The 15603-nt window shown below is 54.7% G+C and carries 32 protein-coding genes; 29 read left to right on the top strand and 3 right to left on the bottom strand.

What is annotated here, in order from left to right; genetic code table 11:
- Window positions 1-105: 105 nt before the first annotated feature.
- From QP990_RS10080 to QP990_RS09955, 29 genes are all read left to right on the top strand, one after another.
- Window positions 106-384: a hypothetical protein gene (locus QP990_RS10080; protein ID WP_284799110.1), complete on the top strand. Its 279-nt coding sequence runs from the start codon at window positions 106-108 to the stop codon at window positions 382-384.
- Between the two features lie 62 nt (window positions 385-446).
- Window positions 447-1211, top strand: a complete 765-nt coding sequence (locus QP990_RS10075; RefSeq protein ID WP_284799109.1) for a phage antirepressor N-terminal domain-containing protein — start codon at window positions 447-449, stop codon at window positions 1209-1211.
- Between the two features lie 118 nt (window positions 1212-1329).
- The gene (locus tag QP990_RS10070) at window positions 1330-1512 is read left to right on the top strand and encodes a hypothetical protein (protein ID WP_284799108.1); all 183 of its coding nucleotides are present in this window, start codon (window positions 1330-1332) and stop codon (window positions 1510-1512) included.
- Window positions 1513-1652: 140 nt separating this feature from the next.
- Window positions 1653-1916, top strand: coding sequence for a hypothetical protein (locus tag QP990_RS10065; protein WP_284799107.1), 264 nt, complete (start codon window positions 1653-1655; stop codon window positions 1914-1916).
- A 985-nt stretch (window positions 1917-2901) separates the two neighbouring features.
- Window positions 2902-2982 (top strand): NUMOD4 domain-containing protein, encoded by an 81-nt coding sequence (locus QP990_RS12395; RefSeq protein ID WP_396127283.1) that lies wholly within the window; start codon window positions 2902-2904, stop codon window positions 2980-2982.
- Between the two features lie 26 nt (window positions 2983-3008).
- The gene (locus QP990_RS12390; RefSeq protein WP_396127282.1) at window positions 3009-3275 is read left to right on the top strand and encodes an excisionase family DNA-binding protein; all 267 of its coding nucleotides are present in this window, start codon (window positions 3009-3011) and stop codon (window positions 3273-3275) included.
- Between the two features lie 231 nt (window positions 3276-3506).
- The gene (locus QP990_RS10060; protein ID WP_284799106.1) at window positions 3507-3677 is read left to right on the top strand and encodes a hypothetical protein; all 171 of its coding nucleotides are present in this window, start codon (window positions 3507-3509) and stop codon (window positions 3675-3677) included.
- Window positions 3678-4222: 545 nt separating this feature from the next.
- Entirely contained in the window at window positions 4223-5134 is a 912-nt protein-coding gene (locus QP990_RS10055; RefSeq protein ID WP_284799105.1) for a YqaJ viral recombinase family protein, read from the top strand.
- On the top strand, window positions 5134-5304 hold the full coding sequence (locus QP990_RS10050; RefSeq protein WP_284799104.1) for a hypothetical protein: 171 nt from the start codon (window positions 5134-5136) through the stop codon (window positions 5302-5304). Before QP990_RS10055 ends, QP990_RS10050 begins: the two co-directional genes overlap by 1 nt.
- Window positions 5301-5504: a hypothetical protein gene (locus QP990_RS10045; protein ID WP_284799103.1), complete on the top strand. Its 204-nt coding sequence runs from the start codon at window positions 5301-5303 to the stop codon at window positions 5502-5504. Before QP990_RS10050 ends, QP990_RS10045 begins: the two co-directional genes overlap by 4 nt.
- Window positions 5505-6344: a recombinase RecT gene (locus QP990_RS10040; RefSeq protein ID WP_284799102.1), complete on the top strand. Its 840-nt coding sequence runs from the start codon at window positions 5505-5507 to the stop codon at window positions 6342-6344.
- Complete coding sequence (locus QP990_RS12385; RefSeq protein WP_396127281.1) at window positions 6345-7022, top strand: HNH endonuclease signature motif containing protein; 678 nt, start codon at window positions 6345-6347, stop codon at window positions 7020-7022.
- 2 nt (window positions 7023-7024) lie between these two features.
- Window positions 7025-7537 carry a single-stranded DNA-binding protein gene (locus QP990_RS10035; protein ID WP_284799101.1) on the top strand — a complete coding sequence of 171 codons (513 nt, stop codon included), beginning with the start codon at window positions 7025-7027 and terminating at the stop codon, window positions 7535-7537.
- 609 nt (window positions 7538-8146) lie between these two features.
- The gene (gene dut / locus QP990_RS10030; RefSeq protein ID WP_284799100.1) at window positions 8147-8566 is read left to right on the top strand and encodes a dUTP diphosphatase; all 420 of its coding nucleotides are present in this window, start codon (window positions 8147-8149) and stop codon (window positions 8564-8566) included.
- Between the two features lie 196 nt (window positions 8567-8762).
- The gene (locus QP990_RS10025; protein WP_284799099.1) at window positions 8763-9623 is read left to right on the top strand and encodes a hypothetical protein; all 861 of its coding nucleotides are present in this window, start codon (window positions 8763-8765) and stop codon (window positions 9621-9623) included.
- Window positions 9620-10117, top strand: a complete 498-nt coding sequence (locus QP990_RS10020; RefSeq protein WP_284799098.1) for a RusA family crossover junction endodeoxyribonuclease — start codon at window positions 9620-9622, stop codon at window positions 10115-10117. The genes QP990_RS10025 and QP990_RS10020 overlap by 4 nt, the downstream gene beginning before the upstream one ends.
- Before the next feature lie 137 nt (window positions 10118-10254).
- Window positions 10255-10743: a hypothetical protein gene (locus QP990_RS10015; RefSeq protein ID WP_284799097.1), complete on the top strand. Its 489-nt coding sequence runs from the start codon at window positions 10255-10257 to the stop codon at window positions 10741-10743.
- Window positions 10743-11123, top strand: coding sequence for a hypothetical protein (locus tag QP990_RS10010; RefSeq protein WP_284799096.1), 381 nt, complete (start codon window positions 10743-10745; stop codon window positions 11121-11123). The genes QP990_RS10015 and QP990_RS10010 overlap by 1 nt, the downstream gene beginning before the upstream one ends.
- Entirely contained in the window at window positions 11116-11487 is a 372-nt protein-coding gene (locus tag QP990_RS10005) for a hypothetical protein (protein WP_284799095.1), read from the top strand. Before QP990_RS10010 ends, QP990_RS10005 begins: the two co-directional genes overlap by 8 nt.
- Window positions 11484-11708, top strand: a complete 225-nt coding sequence (locus QP990_RS10000) for a hypothetical protein (protein WP_284799094.1) — start codon at window positions 11484-11486, stop codon at window positions 11706-11708. Before QP990_RS10005 ends, QP990_RS10000 begins: the two co-directional genes overlap by 4 nt.
- Window positions 11709-11850: 142 nt before the next feature.
- Complete coding sequence (locus tag QP990_RS09995; protein ID WP_284799093.1) at window positions 11851-12039, top strand: hypothetical protein; 189 nt, start codon at window positions 11851-11853, stop codon at window positions 12037-12039.
- Window positions 12032-12373: a hypothetical protein gene (locus QP990_RS09990; protein WP_284799092.1), complete on the top strand. Its 342-nt coding sequence runs from the start codon at window positions 12032-12034 to the stop codon at window positions 12371-12373. Before QP990_RS09995 ends, QP990_RS09990 begins: the two co-directional genes overlap by 8 nt.
- Window positions 12366-12683, top strand: a complete 318-nt coding sequence (locus tag QP990_RS09985) for a hypothetical protein (RefSeq protein ID WP_284799091.1) — start codon at window positions 12366-12368, stop codon at window positions 12681-12683. The genes QP990_RS09990 and QP990_RS09985 overlap by 8 nt, the downstream gene beginning before the upstream one ends.
- Complete coding sequence (locus tag QP990_RS09980; RefSeq protein ID WP_284799090.1) at window positions 12680-12997, top strand: hypothetical protein; 318 nt, start codon at window positions 12680-12682, stop codon at window positions 12995-12997. Before QP990_RS09985 ends, QP990_RS09980 begins: the two co-directional genes overlap by 4 nt.
- Window positions 12994-13353, top strand: a complete 360-nt coding sequence (locus QP990_RS09975; protein ID WP_284799089.1) for a hypothetical protein — start codon at window positions 12994-12996, stop codon at window positions 13351-13353. The genes QP990_RS09980 and QP990_RS09975 overlap by 4 nt, the downstream gene beginning before the upstream one ends.
- Window positions 13350-13535, top strand: coding sequence for a hypothetical protein (locus tag QP990_RS09970; RefSeq protein ID WP_284799088.1), 186 nt, complete (start codon window positions 13350-13352; stop codon window positions 13533-13535). Before QP990_RS09975 ends, QP990_RS09970 begins: the two co-directional genes overlap by 4 nt.
- Before the next feature lie 271 nt (window positions 13536-13806).
- Window positions 13807-14001: a hypothetical protein gene (locus QP990_RS09965; protein WP_284799087.1), complete on the top strand. Its 195-nt coding sequence runs from the start codon at window positions 13807-13809 to the stop codon at window positions 13999-14001.
- Window positions 13998-14267: a hypothetical protein gene (locus tag QP990_RS09960; protein ID WP_284799086.1), complete on the top strand. Its 270-nt coding sequence runs from the start codon at window positions 13998-14000 to the stop codon at window positions 14265-14267. Before QP990_RS09965 ends, QP990_RS09960 begins: the two co-directional genes overlap by 4 nt.
- Window positions 14264-14416 carry a hypothetical protein gene (locus QP990_RS09955; protein ID WP_284799085.1) on the top strand — a complete coding sequence of 51 codons (153 nt, stop codon included), beginning with the start codon at window positions 14264-14266 and terminating at the stop codon, window positions 14414-14416. Before QP990_RS09960 ends, QP990_RS09955 begins: the two co-directional genes overlap by 4 nt.
- 372 nt (window positions 14417-14788) lie before the next feature.
- On the opposite strand, the gene QP990_RS09950 is transcribed toward QP990_RS09955, so the two are convergent.
- From QP990_RS09950 to QP990_RS09940, 3 genes are all read right to left on the bottom strand, one after another.
- The gene (locus tag QP990_RS09950) at window positions 14789-14947 is read right to left on the bottom strand and encodes a hypothetical protein (RefSeq protein WP_284799084.1); all 159 of its coding nucleotides are present in this window, start codon (window positions 14945-14947) and stop codon (window positions 14789-14791) included.
- 111 nt (window positions 14948-15058) lie between these two features.
- A complete protein-coding gene (locus QP990_RS12380; RefSeq protein ID WP_396127280.1) occupies window positions 15059-15340 on the bottom strand; it encodes an HNH endonuclease in 282 nt (93 codons plus the stop codon).
- Between the two features lie 6 nt (window positions 15341-15346).
- The coding region (locus tag QP990_RS09940) for an MbeD/MobD family mobilization/exclusion protein (protein ID WP_284799083.1) at window positions 15347-15603 on the bottom strand (257 nt) is incomplete at its 5' end.

The following is a 15603-nucleotide window of genomic DNA, read 5'->3' as shown; positions in this document are numbered from 1 at the left end:
GCAAAACAAGAAAAACTTGCAAGACTAGAAAATCTGTGTATTCTTGATTCCAGTGCCGCAAGAACAAATTGCAGTGCTGAAATTACACCCACGAAAGGACAGGTCATGCAGGTAATCGACACCACTCGACTGCGCCAGGAATGGGTCGATGAACAACTTGAAAAGTACGTCACGTTATCGCGCTTCGCCGAAAAACTAGGCGTACCACCCTCCACCGCATCCCGCTGGATTCAGCCGGGGAAAGAGGCAACCGGCCGCGTCATCGGCTCAGTCCTAAACAACTTCGCCGTTGACTTTGAAACAGCATTCGTCACTACACGCGAAGAAGCGGCCACGGAGCGAGTAAGGTTCCGCCGCCGCCCAACTGGACGAACCGCCGCATAAGAAAAGGCCCGGTGCTGGAACACCGAGCCAAAAACAATCAACTCACAAAGGAGTGTATCACAATGAATAATCAACTTGTCACTATACCAGTTCCCGGAACTTCTAACCCCATCATGGCGGTGCAGAAGGATGGCACCGAATGGGCAGTGCTGCGACCAATCTGCGACGCACTCGGCATCGACAGCAAGGCTCAGCGCCGCAAGCTCCATGAGAAGTCATGGGCAACCGGGGTCATGATGACCTCAGTTGGAGCAGACGGAAAGAACCGTGAAATGTTCATGGTTGATCGTCGTACTCTCACGATGTGGCTGGCCACCATCGACACCAACCGCGTCTCCGAAGCGGCACGCCCAACACTTGAGGCCTACCAGCTCGAAGCCGCTAACGCCCTCGATGCCTACTTCCATAAGGGTGGTGCGATTAATCCTCGTGCTGAGGAGCATCAGTTGAATGCTTTGATGCGTGAGTCGCAGATGCGGATGGAGTTGTGTCAGGCGGCTAAGGGTTTGATTCATCCTGACCATTTGGAGGCGAAGGCGCGGATTGTTCTGGCGCGTGGTTTGGGTGAGGTGCCGGAGTTGGACCCGGAAACCCGGCCTTTGTACACGGCGGATTTTTTGAAGTCGAAGAATCTTTCCAACAAGAAGATGAAGTCCGTGGCGCCGATGTTCGGTAAGCGGATGAAGGCACTGTACACGCTGGAGAAGGGACGTGAACCGGAAAAGTATGACCTCACCCTTCCTAATGGTCAGGTGCGCCAGGTTAACGGCTATACCGAAGCCGACCGGGAGCTGATGCAGCAGGTGTGGGATGAGTACTACGCCTAGCGCATGTGTAAAAGCCACGTGTGTGGGCGGGGCTTGTCGGACCTATTCGACGGTGTTAAGCGTATCAGATTATTTAGGTTTATTCCGGGTTTATTCGGTTTAGGGAAGGAATGTTGTCGTGGGAGATGTGAAGTTAACGCCAGTTAGTTTTTATGCTTTTGTTTCTGGCGTGAAAGTGACTGTTTTTGATGGTGTGGTGTCGGTTTCGGTGGATGGTGTGGCCCGGCTGGATGGCGATGATGTTCAAGCGTTGGTCGATTCGCTTAGCACTGCCAATCGCTTCGCCGAGCTCGGGTTTTAGAACACGTTTATCGATGGGGGTTTCGGAGTGTCCTGTTTGAAGTGGTCGCCTTCAAGTATGAAGGGCGTGTTTTCGGACAGGTTCATCGAGACGGGTCCGCGAATAGTGTCCACAGTAGTGAGGCCTGGGAAAGAGCCGCTGTGGATGGCCTTGATGATGTCGTTATTTCGGGCCGTTTCGTGCAGAACATATTCGTGCCCTGCGGTAATCAGTTTGAATATCAAGAGTTTACCTCATTTCCGGGGAAGACCTGGTTGTGTTTAGCAAACATGAAAGGAGGCTCCGACGTGAGCAAGTATGGCGGAGCCGATGCCAATTCTATTCCATTGGTTGGCGATTTCGGGGGCTTTGGTAGTCAAGGTCGATTTACCTGTGGATTTGCAGTTGATGTTGATCGGTTTTAGTGGAGGAGTGTTGTTGATGTTTACCAGTCTATGGTCTTGGTTGGCAGGCCGTTTGGCCAGCCTGGAAAGGTTTTCTCGTCGGATGGCTGATGGTGGATGGTCTTCCATTTTCCGGCGGGGTGGTGACGACGACGTCGTAGGTTTTCGAATGGATACCATCGCCATTGTTGAGCCTCTTGAGCCAGGTTCAACCGGAGTGCTTGATACCGGAGCCTGTTACCTCGAATGGTGGGATGTGGGGTCTGCCATGCGACATGTAAATGCACATTATCCAGGTCGCTACACGGTATTTCAAGATCCTTCGGGCCGAGTGTTTCTCCAGGATGAAGATGAGTCTCGGGGTAGAGGTCCCAGTGGGCGCCGTTTTCCCAGACCAGGGAAGTTCTGACTCCGTGGAGGGTGTCGAATCCTCGGTAGCAGATGGTTACTCGTATGACGTCATATGGTTCGGGGTCTGTTGAGCGTTGTATGTGCTCTCCTGTGCGTTGGAATTGTATTGAGGTTTGGTGTGCGCCGTCGTATTGGCGAGCGTAGCGGTCTTGCTTAAGTCCTAGGTAGAAGCCTCCGGCTCCGAAAAGAGCGGTTAAGAAAATGTCCGGCTCGGTGATTATCGACCATAAGTTGCCTAAATCCATGTGTTTATTTTAGCCCGACTGGCAGGCGGGGGAGTTCGAGTCTCTCCGCGGGCACTGGGGCAAATATGCCCTGAAATTTCGTCAAAGTGACTTAAACCCGAAGGGGTTTAGGTAGGGCGAAAAACGCTGTATTGAGAACTGAAAAGTGGATTGTCCTGACAGAAGATACTGGGCTTAAGAACCACGTGACGTGTCCGTGAAGTATTAGGCCAAGCCGACAGGCAGGCACCCCGCCGTAAGCGGGAGGGAACCACTAAGGACGTAAATAACAGGCCGGTAAGGGCACTCGTGTGGTTCAAGTCCACACACCGGCACGCTCTCCCAAATAGGGAGGGAAGAAAGAGAACAAAATGAAAGAAGAATGGAGACCAATCCCCGGCTGGGAGGGGAGCTACGAAGCTTCAAGTGAAGGTTGCGGTAATTACCACTAGCCTCGCCTGCACCCAGCCCTCAATACATGAAAAAGCGGGACCCCCTTTTTTGGCTTTCACGTCGGGGTCCCGCCTTTTTGCAATCCCTATCGGCTCCTGAAAGGAACACTTTGAATTATACCAGATGGCTGACCAGCAAAGAGGCAGCTGAATACATGAGCATGGACCCGGAAACAGTGAGGGTTCTCATGCGTCGTAAAGAACTCCGCTCGGTGAAGACTGGGCGCACGTATCGCGTCAAATCTGAATGGTGCGACGCATACCTGATGGGGGAGAACCAATGGGTTTTATAAAACGTATGTTCCAACGAACTAATCGGACTTTTGTAATGATTTGGAGGTAGATGATGCGTCAGATTACGGCTTCTGAGGCGAAGGCTTATATGAGGGATATTGAGGCTCGGTTGAAGACGATTTACAACCTTGCTCATCTTCCTGAGAAGACTCGTCGTCAAATTCTCACGCTTGCTAGTGGTGCCAATAGTGTGACCGGCCAGATTTCTGCTTATGAGAGGAGGTTTTGTCATGTGCGTAAGTAATCGCTCGGAGCGCCGTGAGCCGACGTATAAGGAGTTGGCGTATTGGCAGGATGTTGCCGCTAAGCGGGTGCGCCTGTGTTGGGCTACTGGCGTGTTTGGCGGCATGGTTGGATTTGTTTTCCATTGGATTATTTCGGTGCCGCCAGTATGGATGTGAAGAACCGGATTGTAAAAGACCGGGCTGTTGGACTTTGGACTGTACGTGATGGGGAGAGTGCTTTTCCTGCTGCGAGTTGGGGTGAAGCGCTCCGGTTCGCCCGTGATTTAGGGCGGCATCGTGCCCACGAACAACCACGGACTAATCAGCAGCTCGTCGCGGAAGAATACCCACATTTTGCCTGCCTGCTTGGCCCTGCACTCGCTAAACAGCGCCTAGCCACTGTCTACGGCGTGAAACGCAAGACGATTGAAGATTACGTCAGGAAGGGGTCGCAATGCTGCTAACGCCAGCCAGATACCGGGACGGGTCGTGGTGGGTGAATCTGCCAACACCTACCTCGTTCACGTCACGCAAAGCCGCGAATAAGGCCTTAGACCAGTTCAAGGAAGAGTACGGATGCCTCCACCTAGCCTGTGATGAATTGGGCACTGATGATATTGGGCTGGGGTTCGGGTTCCGGTTTTGTGAGCGTCATGCGCGGATGGCAAAGAAGATTTTAAACAGGACGAACCGGGGGAGCGCGATTTTTAGGGGAGCAAGTTTTGAAAACATTTAAGCCAAACAATGAGGAAGAATGGCACGAATACCGCCGCCAGCACCTCACCTCAACAGAACTACGAGACCTGCATCTCGGCAAGACCGCTAGGAAATGGCAGGAACTGCGCGAGCAGAAAGAAACAGGGAAGCGGTGGGGCGGTAATGACTACACGGTTTGGGGCACTGCCCGCGAACCCGTGCTGGCGCCGCTTGTGGTCGAGGTTGATTCGCGTCTTGTGTACAACGCGGACCCGCAAACCATCATCATCAACCCTGATGATGAGCGCCTGTGTGGCACCCCAGACCTATACAGCGAGGACGGGGAGGTGATTGGTGAGATTAAGACCGCTAAGCACCCGTTCACTGGTGGGTATTGGCATGATTGGTGCCCCGACGGGTACTACCTGCAAGTCCAGGCAAACATGTGGCACGCGGGCGCGGAAGCATGCGTGCTGCTGGTGGAGTACTACCAGGAGCAGGACGGGGAGTTCACCCCGGACGGGTACGAGTATCAGGTAATCCACTATGACCCCAAGGTGGTGGAGGGCATGCAACGCACCGCCGCGGACTGGTTCGCTTGGCTGGAAGGCACTACCCCGGATTGGATGGGTGAGGTCACCAGCCTAGAGGACGCCGACGAGATAGAAGACCTAGTAGCCGAGATAGGTGCCGGCGAGGATGAGATGCGCGAATTAAAAGGCCGCATCGACCAGCAGCGCAAACAGCTCCTAGAGAAGCTCGGTGATTCCTACGCGGGTACGCACGCCGGCTACAAGGTGAGCGTGTCCACCACCAAGGACACCACAACGTTTGATTCTAAGGCCATGAAGTCCGAACACCCCGACATGTACCGCGATTACTGCACAAAAGTACGCCGTGGTTCCACACGCCTCCGCCTAACAAAGGTCGTGAACTAATGAGCATCTACACCACAGAACCAAGCAAGGGAGCAAAGAACCGCGCCTTAAACAGGGCACAATGCGAAGCCTTCGACTGGCTGCGCGACCACGGAGACACGTTCCCAGAAATGCGAGACCTCTACCAACAAATCCACGACCAAGCAGATAAGGAGCGCCAGAAACTATGAGCAAGCCCAGTGACATGCCCTACCGGCGTTTGGAGGTGGCCCGCACCGCCACCGACGCCAACTACGCAGCGTTGACCGCATTCGCCGGCCAAGCAATCTACCTCATGGAGTGCTTCACCGCCCGCGACCTTGATGAGGAAACCGCCGTCGCCCTCACAGAAATCACCCTCGACCGATTCGACGACGAAAGGAACATCTAAATGAGTAATGAAATCGCTAAATTCAACGAGCAGGAAATGACGCTCATTGAGCAGCTAGGGTACAAGCAAATTCCAGCCAATCACCTAAAAATGTTCTTCGCCCGCGCCGAAGCATTAGGCCTGAACCCTCAAGACCCGTCGCAAATCGCGCTCATTGAGCGCAAGACGAAGAACGGTAAGACCTACACCCTCCAAGTCGGTATCGGCGGAGCACGTCGAACCGCCCGACGTATCGCTAAACAAGAGGGCGGCACCTACCGCGAAGGCGACTGGCTGTATAAGGGAATCGACCAGTCCACAGGGCAGGAGACAGAATGGCGCGACACGTGGAACGTTGCCCGCATGGGGTACCCGGAGTTCGCCAAGGTCATTGTGTACCGAGACGGTGAACCCTTCCCGCATGTCGTTACTTGGGATGAGTCCAAGCAAACCTGGGGCCGAGAAGGAAACCTAACGCCAATGTGGGATGCGAAGCCAACCTTCATGCTAGGAAAGAACGCAGCCGCTGGCGCCTTCCGAAAGGCGTTCCCCGATGAACTAGGGGATGTGTACTTCGATTCCGAGAGCTTTGTGGATACGTCGGAACCCATTCGACAAAAGGCTACTCGTCAGGATGTAGCTGCTCAGGCAGTCTCCGCGCCGGCACCAAAGATGCGGCAGCAACCCGAGCAGGAACCGGAAGATGACCAGTTCGTGCGGGATGTAAAAGCCGCACTCGCAGAGCTGACTAGTGCTGAGGCAGTCACCGACTTCATGAACGAAATCCGCGAAGAAAGTGATGTGCCCCAAGCAGTCCTCGACCTCGGACGCACCCGCTGGAACGAACTGCAGGAGCAGTAAATGACTGGAAAGCGTAAAGCAGTTGTGTGCTCCATCCCTGGGTGTGGGAACCGTGGGTATATAACGCGTGGTATGTGCAAAATGCATTATAAACGCTGGCTTAAAAACGGGGAACCAGGACCGGCGGCGAAGATGCATGCGGTTACCAATGCAGGAAAAACATGCACCGTAGACGGATGTTCCAAGCCAGTTAGGGCAATCGGATATTGCGCTGCACATTACAAACGGAATCGTCGTTGGGGAGACCCGCTCGGCGGGAGGCGGGCAAGAACATTCGCAGAATCGTTTGAGCTTTATGTAGTCCGCACAAACGACTGTTGGGAGTGGAGCGGAACCAAATATCGAACTGGGTACACGAAACTTGCCAGTGGCCGAAAGCAAATTCTCGGGCACCGATGGGCATACGAGCACTACCGTGGCGAAATCCCCAGCGGAATGGTGATAGACCATCTTTGCCGTAATAGAGGTTGCGTTAACCCCGCCCACATGGAAGTCGTGACAAACGAAGAAAACCTGAGACGCGGTGCTGGTTATGCAATCCAAAATGGAATGCGAAGTACCTGTATTAACGGACACGAATACACACCAGAAAACACCTACGTCGAACCAAACGGAAAGAACATCCGCTGCCGAGCCTGCGCAGCGGAACGAGCCAAGAAACGGAAGAGAGCTGCATAATTATGGCCCAAAACGAAACCCCAATCACAGTCGTAGGAAATGTGGTTGCGGAACCTGAGCTTCGCTGGACCCCAGCAGGAGCGGCAGTGTGCAACTTCCGTATCGCATCCACGCCGAAGCGATTTAATTCGCAAACCCAGCAGTGGGAAGACGGCGAAGCTATGTTTCTCACGTGCAATGCTTGGAAGCATCTGGCGGAGAACACAGCAGAATCCCTAGCCAAAGGCATGCGCGTCATCGTCAACGGCCGCTTGAAGCAGCGTTCCTTCCAGACCCGTGAGGGCGATAACCGCACCGTATTCGAGATTGATGTCGACGAAGTCGGCCCGTCTCTGCGCTACGCCACCGCTCAGGTAAACCGCAATCCACGGGAGGGTGGCGGTGGACAGCAGCAGCCAAACCAAGCTCAACAGCAGTCGTGGGATAACGCCGCACAGCAGGGCCAAACCGCCGCCAGCGGGGCGTGGTCACAACCACCCGCACAGGCAGGCCAAGACCAACAACCACCATTCTGAGGAGTCCACCGTGCAGACCATCATTGATATCCTCTCCACCGCCTACACCCCAGACGGCGGAGTAGCAGACCCGAACCATCCCGTGTACGCGCTGCTATGGGCGTTGAAACTCATCGCAGGGAGCTAGGCATGGAATACATCATTATGGCAGTCGCAGCGATAGCGCTCGTGGCATGGTTTTTGTAAGTACGCTCATTTGTATTTATGGTTTCGAGGTATTTCACGATAGCTGGACAGGCGGCGGAATTATCCTCCTGGTAGGTGCCGCATCTTTTATTGGCTGTTTCGCCACGATGTTCTATTTCATAGATTCTCACGATGATAATAGTGAGCATTGCGGCCCTGGTACTGAATACCGCGAATCGCTCCACTACAACCCCTCCACGCGGAGCACGGACACTGATTGGTGGTGCGAGGTCAGGTGAGAATAGGCGGCATGTTCGCCGGCTATATTGGCCTAGAAATGGGTGTCATGCAGGTGCTCGACGCCAGCCCCGTATGGTTCGCAGAAATCGACCAAGCGCGCGCCCGAATCCTCAACCATTAACCCCGCTAGCTAGGACCTCCACAGTCCACAGGCGGGGTCTTTTCGTTTTGAAAGGAACCCCTTTGCTTTATTACTCGCTTGATGATGGTGCAGCACAGCCGCGCCAAGCCTACAAAGACGATGCTGGCATTGACCTCGCCCTGAAACATGACCTGACAGTGCCTGTTGGTGCTCACAGGGTAGGCGATACCGGCGTGCACGTTGCTGTGCCCCGTGGACATGTGGGCATGTTGTTTGTACGCAGCTCCACCGGTATTAAGAAGCACCTAGTGCTGAGTAACGGCACCGGCATCGTTGATAGCGGATATCGCGGCCCCATCAAAATCAGCCTGCATAACACTGGCGATACGACACAGCACATTCAGGCCGGCGACTACATCGCCCAACTCGTAGTAGTCCCCATCGTCCTCAACGTCTGGGCAGAAGTACCACACCTCGACACCACCCAACGCGGCACCAACGGCATCGGAAGCAGCAACTAAATGCCTACCCACCAGCAGCGTGAGGACATGCGCGACTACTTAGAATCACGCGACTTGTACTGCGCCAGACCAGACTTCCTCGACGCCCTAATCCACTTATTCCAATCCATAGAGAAAGGAGGAAAAGACGATGCCACGAATCAGGACGATTAAACCCGAATTTTGGTCCTCACCGGATGTGGCAAAGGCGTCTGCTGTGGCGCGCCTGGCCTACATCGGGATGTGGAATTGGGCGGACGATTACGGGCGTGGAACCCTCAACTTAAAGGAGTTGGAGGGGTTCATTTTTCCGAACGATGACATCAAAGAACTTAGCGTAGGAACTTCCGAGAATTTCCGCCGCGTCGTGAAGGAAGTTGTAGACACCTTCGGAATCATCATTTATGAGGTCCACGGACGCACCTACTACGCCATCCCAACATGGGCGGACCATCAGCGCACAGAACGCAAAGCTAAGTCTAAATATCCGGCCCCAGAAGACGGCGAAAACGTCTCTGACCAGTGGAGCGACGGAAGTTCCTACACTTTCCTACGCACAGCGTCGGAAGTTCCTACACAAGGCGGCGGAAGTTCGCGGAAACCGGAGCATAGGAACAGGGGAACAGGGGAACAGGGGGACAGGGGAAGGGAGGGGGTTAAGGAAACCAGTAACACTACTGGTGGACAAGAACCCAACACCGAAAACCCCCAACCCAAAAACCTGGACGAGTTGGCGGCGGCTCACGCCGCACGCACTCGATGCCCGAAGCATCGTCACATCCCGGCCGGCAAATGGGTCGATGAGAATTGCCGCGAATGCCAGAAACTCCGCCAAGGCGCCGAAGCAGAAGCCGAAGCGGAACGCGAAGCCGCCCTCAAAGCCCGCCAAGAATGCGACCTGTGCGACCCCAACGGCATGCGCTACAAAGACGGCAAAGCATGGCGCTGCAACCACAAACCAGAAACAGCCCCAAAGGCCAGCCCGTCCGCCCCGCAGAACGGCAAACACGACACTCGTGGGCAATCGCCCCAGAAGAACAAACCAAAGCGTCAGAAGCCAAAGGAACCACCATTTTGAGCAGAACGCGAAAATCAGCCAAACAAGCCGGCGAACGCCGCGTGATTCTTGTCCCAGCTTCGGAGGTCAAGACCTGCAAACCGGAGGGAATCAACACCAACCCACTCACTTTCCAAGTTGAAGGAATCCCAGCGCCCCAAGGTTCAAAGCGTTACGTCGGTCATGGGCGCATGATTGAATCCTCAAAGAAACTCAAACCCTGGCGCGACAAACTCATACAAGAACTAAGCGCCAGCTACACAGACCAGCCGCTAGATGAACCCATACAGGTCACAGCGGCTTTTTTCATGCCCAAACCCAAACGACCACGATTCCCCGAACCAGCCGTAACCCCCGACGCCGACAAGCTGGCCCGCGCCGTGGGGGATGCATTGCAGTACGCCGGCGTCATCAAAGACGACTCACGCATCACCCAATGGCACATCACCAAGCAATACCACCCACAAGGCTGGACCGGCGCCCACATCACCATTACATGGAAGGACACCCAATGATTTACCCCTGGCCCTTTGATGACACCAACGAACCCAACCCAGACGAACTAGAAGAACAAGAAGACGACTCCTGGCAAGACCGCGCCTACGACCAATGGGCAGACAAATAAACATCAATCACCGAAAGGACACCATCAATGATTATTGAATTTGCTACCAGCGACCCAAAGGAAGCGGAGCGTCGCCTACGTACCGCTCACCCTTACTACCAAGATGATGTCGTGGACTACGTAGTCCAAGGAGTCAAAGACGGCATCGTGCGTGTACGAGACCCGCACATGTACGGCGGCAACGCAGACATTGTTCCCCAGCTCGGCAAAGACGAAGCCGACAGGTGGGAGGAATGGTGCAAGCCACTGATAGCGATGCGTGACCGTGACCTCGACCGAATCCCCAAGCCTATCCACACCGGATACAAGGAAATCGAATATGGTGCACGAATCGGAATCAAGCGTGACGAGGACGGGAACATCACCGACGAGGGGCACATCTTTTGGCGTGAAGGAGCATTTGCTCGAAAGTTCAGCATCGAAAACGCCCTAGAGGGTGACCGGAAGCTCTGGACACGCGAAATCATCAACATCCAATCCGTAGACGTAAACGAAACCTGGATAGAGGAAGACTAATGACCAACCCGTTCGACCGCATCGCCAACAACACCGCCCGCTACTTCACTCACCAGGGCATCAACTGCATGACACAGATGGGGCCGTTCACCATTAACGGATACATCGAGTTGCCGGAAAACCACCCGTGGCTTAATTCCCCCGACACGATCGAGGTGCACCCCGACATCGAAGTGCACGGCGGAATCACCTACCACGAGGGCCGCATAATCGGCTTCGACACCAACCACTACCTAGACGGACACCACCCCGAAGCCCAGCACGCTAACCCAAAAATAGCTTTCTTTCATGGGGAGCACGTCCACACCTGGACATGGGAAGAAGTCGAAGAAGAAACCCGCCGCCTAGCAGCCCAAGCAAAGGACACCGCCAATGCCTAACCCAACCCGCCAGGAAATCGTCGACGCATACACGGCGGTGACCGCGCTCGCCCGCCTGGCCGAGGAGTTCACCCCTGTTAGGGTCGAGGAACATAAAGAAATTAACGATCTGCACCTAGCTGTTCGCTCAGCCCTCCCAACCAAGCCGAAGCCCACAATGGCCGAGGTCGAATGGGACGATAAAAAGCACTACCTCGCAGAAGCAGAATCAGAAAGCGGCGTCAAGGTCGTAATGCTATCCCAAAACAGGGACTTCATTAGATGCATCCAACCACCAAACGCAGGGGACGTAGTAATAGGAGTCCCCAGCGAAGACCTCACCCCAACCGGTCGCCGCTACACCCCCACGGAGGTACAGGAATGAGGCAGGAAAATGTACAAGCAGTAATCCAGACGCTCTACGCCTACGCTGAAGCGGCGCGAAGGGGCCACGGCTCCTTGGACGGAAAGGAAATTCAGCGAGACACGTTGATTATTGCCGACGCTTTAGAAAGCGACGCAGCCTACACGGCAGAAGAACTAATGGGTGCCCTAGAAATCACTAAAACCAACCTCGGATACGAATGGAAGCAGTACAATGCCTGACCTCACCACCACACACCTCCAACACCTACTCGACCAAGCCACACCAGGGACATGGTCAGTGATAGAAACGTACCCCGATGGAGCGCCCCGCCTGGACATGTCACGCCAAATAAGAAGCGCCAATGGGGAGTATCTAGGAATCATGCACGGCCAAAACGCACACCTCACCGCCCTGACCCCAGAACTCGCACAAGAAGTAATCTGCCTACGCGAGCAGGTTAAAGGCCTAATTCTGGCTATGGAAACCAAAGCGGCAAATAACGAGCAGCAAGGCCCCGCAATCATCGCCAGCTACCTCAAAGAAATCGTCCTAGGTGACACCAATGAATAACCTCACCACCACCCACCTGAAATGCCTGCTAGAGAAAGCCACGCCAGGGCCGTGGGAAACAAAAGACCCCGACTGCATTACCAGTCAGAGCGGAGAAGTGCTATGGAACGCAGACCAGGCAGTCGATTGGAGCAGAAACGACCACGACGTAAACCTCGCAGCAGCCGCCCCAGAACTCGCCCGCGAGCTACTAATCCTGAGAGACGCTTTGGCAGACGTTATCCAAATCTGGCAGTACGCCAGCACTGACCCAGAGCGCACTCCAATAGAGCAGAACCTCGCAGCCCGCGTAGTAGACCACATCAACAAAGCGTTAGGAGAACACGATGAATAATGTCCACCAGTCCGCAAACACTATCGCCCTCGGCCTCAGAGCCGGACAAAACCCCACAGAAATTGCCGAATTTCTACAAGAATTACACCTACTCGCGCCAGAGCAAAAAGCCCCACACCCTAATCCACCCATAGACGTGCATAAGCCCGCATGGGAAGTTCCAGAGCTCCCTAATAAATGGGTATCTGTATTCATCAACAAGGTCTGGATAACGGACAGCCACGGGTGGGGAAAATCAATAACCACCGACCAAGCCCGCAACCTCGCCCACGCCCTACTCGCAGCAGCAAACTATGTGGAGGAAAAATGAGTAAGCAAGACCGGGCCGCAAAGGCAATCGATTTCGCGGCAAAACGCGGCTACGGCCCCGAGCAAATAGCCACACTGCTAAACGAACTAGAGCTACTCGCCCCAGACTTGCCGGAACCGAACGACCCCAGCACTTTCGTGCCAGACGGCAAAGGGTGGCTACCGGGCGGGCCATACGACCCCGTCGTGTGGACAGCACCAGACAGCAGAATCATAGTGCAGCGAATCGAACCCGGCGACCTCACCCCCGACGAAGCCCGTGGTGTCGCCTACGCACTACTCGCAGCAGCCCAATACGCCGAAGAGGAAGCATGAGAACCCTCGCAGATATCACGCCCCTAGAACTCGCTAATTGTGTGGGCACATGGGTAGACGTGCCACATAAACCGCACCCCGTCATCTACATGGGAGAATTCGAAAGCACCGGAGAAATCAAACACGGCGCAGTAATCCTCGACCCGCGATACGGCACCAACCACACACGATTCGACAACTGCACCCCACGCCCAGACCTACCCCGCGCATGGAACCCAGACGGCAGACCGGTATTTATGGAAACCGAGCTGGGGCATATCGACAATTGCGGCGACTTTATCCCGTGCGACAACGAGGAATACGCAACCGCCCGCCGCTGGGTAGGAGACTGGGAACCCGTCGAGGAGGACGCATGAGCCTAATCATCCTCGTCCCGTTCGCCCCCATCGTCGCCTACATCGCAGCGTGCCTCTGGCTCACAAGGGGAGAAACCTACGAGGAGAGCCGCACCCGCGAAATGCAGGACATATTCGAGATGAACGGGGACGGCCCCCTCGCCCTGGCACTACTCGCACACGCAGAAAGGATGAGGGCATGAGTGGCATAAGCGCTAAAAAATGGATGCACAAAGGGAAAATAAAATACCAGCCAACCTCAGTCGCTCTAGGCCTCTACCAACCTAAGAAACTACTAGACCGACTGACACTAGGCCGATTCTGGGGAGAGGAAGGAATATGGCGCTTCAACTCCAAGCGGGATACTCCCGTTCTCTACCACACCCCGGGGGCTGCTATCCGCGCTGGACGCCGGTTCAAGAAACGCCACACCTACCAACACCCCGAGCCTTACCCACTGCAAGGAGAACACCAATGACTGACTATCAAGGTGACTTAATCAAATATCAGGACTGCCAAATCACCATCACGCACGGACTAGCCCACGACGGCGAACCAATCTTCCACGTCAACGTCGACGGCGACCTGCCCTACGTCTACGCCCTAGGACTACTCGAAGCCGCCAAAGAAAACATACGCACAATGTACCAAGGAGACGACGAACAATGAACAACATAGACAAAGCCGCGCAGGTTCTTATGCGCCACTGGGGAGTAGCTCAGCTCGACGGGATACCAGACGACGAAACCGAATGCTGCGCCCAAGCCCTCGCAGACGCAGGGCTACTCGCCCCGGACACGGACGACATCACCCGTCTAACCATCGTCAACGACGAAGGCCGCGCCATCGAAGAATGGGGAATCAACAACCTACGCCTAGACATCCAAGACGAGGGACGCACCCTCAAAATCTTCTACACAAAGGAACAAGCATGACAGCCCAACTCCGTGACCGCATCGCCCATAAGATGTGCAACCTCATCATTGAGTTGTTTGCTACTCGTGAATACCGGGACGCTTGCTGCGCTATCACCTATCTAGGTACTGAAGAGTTCAGGAAGAAATTAGAGCAGGAACAAGCATGAGCATCAACCCGTACAGCCACTAACCAAAACAAAACCCCTAAACTAAAAAGAGGGGTTATTAAGCCTTGTTGCCTGACTCAACAACCCACTGAAAACGGACAAATTCAGTAACTGACCAATGAGATGCAGGCCGCTGGTTCACGACCAGAACAAGGCACAACACTCACGCACCACGCCCTGGTGCGTTCCGCACAGGAGAACCCGGGCGCGAAGCATGCCACTCACGCACCCCACCGGCCAGACCCGTACATACCCTGAACGCCTTGGTCGCCCGTGGGTTGGGGAGTTGTGGGGGCGGGGGTTCCCCCTGGGTGGGGGGGTATGAGTAAGCCCCCGAGGTGTGGTGGTCTCGGGGTTTGTTTGGCTTTTGTTTTAGAAGCCGGTGATGTTGCGGTTGAACTCGTTGAGTGCGTCTGGGATGAGGTATGGCAGCTTGCGTACGAAGAGGCTTGCCTGTTCGAGGGTGTCCCAGCCGTTGGAGATGGCGGTGTGTGCTGCTTCTTGTGCGTTGGTTACGAGGTCTGCAATCATTTGTTTTCCTTTCGTGTGTGGAAGTGGTTGCGTACTGGTTTTGTACGCGGTTTCTACCGTAGTTGGTGTGTGGGGTGGTGCAAGGTTAGTGGGGGTGGTTGTGGAGTGTGGCTAGTTGATTAATCCTGGGTGGGGTTGTTGTGGGAGGTGGAGGAGTTTTTTCTTTTTGTGTTTGCCGGTGCGGGTTTCTTGGGTGGTTTTGTTGGTGTGGCATTGGTGGCAGAGGACGCGGAGGTTGTTGGGGTTGTGTGTTCCGCCTTGGCTTATTGGGGTGATGTGGTCTACTTCGTGTCCTGGTTTGCCGCATTGTTGGCAGGTGTGGTTGTCGCGGTTTCGGATTTGTTGGCGTAGGTGGTGTGGTGTTCCTGGGTGGTGTGGGTTTTTGTTGTTCATGGTGGTTTAGAGGTCGGGTTTGATTGCGGTTGGTGCTGGGTGTTGTGGGATGTCGTTGGGGTGTGCTTGGCGCCATTCGGTGATGTGGTTGATTGCGGTGTTGTATTTGTGGTTGAGGGTGTGTATTTGTTCGCGGAGTGTGTCGACTTGGTTTTGTAGGTTGTTGACTCGGTCGGTGAGTTGGTTGGTTTCTTGTTGGATGGTGTCGACGAATGCTTTCCATTCGGGGTAGCGGGTTTGTTCTTGGGTTTGTTTTTCTTTTG

Source organism: Corynebacterium sp. MSK071 (genome assembly GCF_030232125.1).
Lineage (GTDB): Bacteria > Actinomycetota > Actinomycetes > Mycobacteriales > Mycobacteriaceae > Corynebacterium > Corynebacterium kefirresidentii.
The sequence above is the reverse complement of the archived record's forward strand: the minus strand, read 5'-3'. Positions and strand labels throughout refer to the sequence as shown.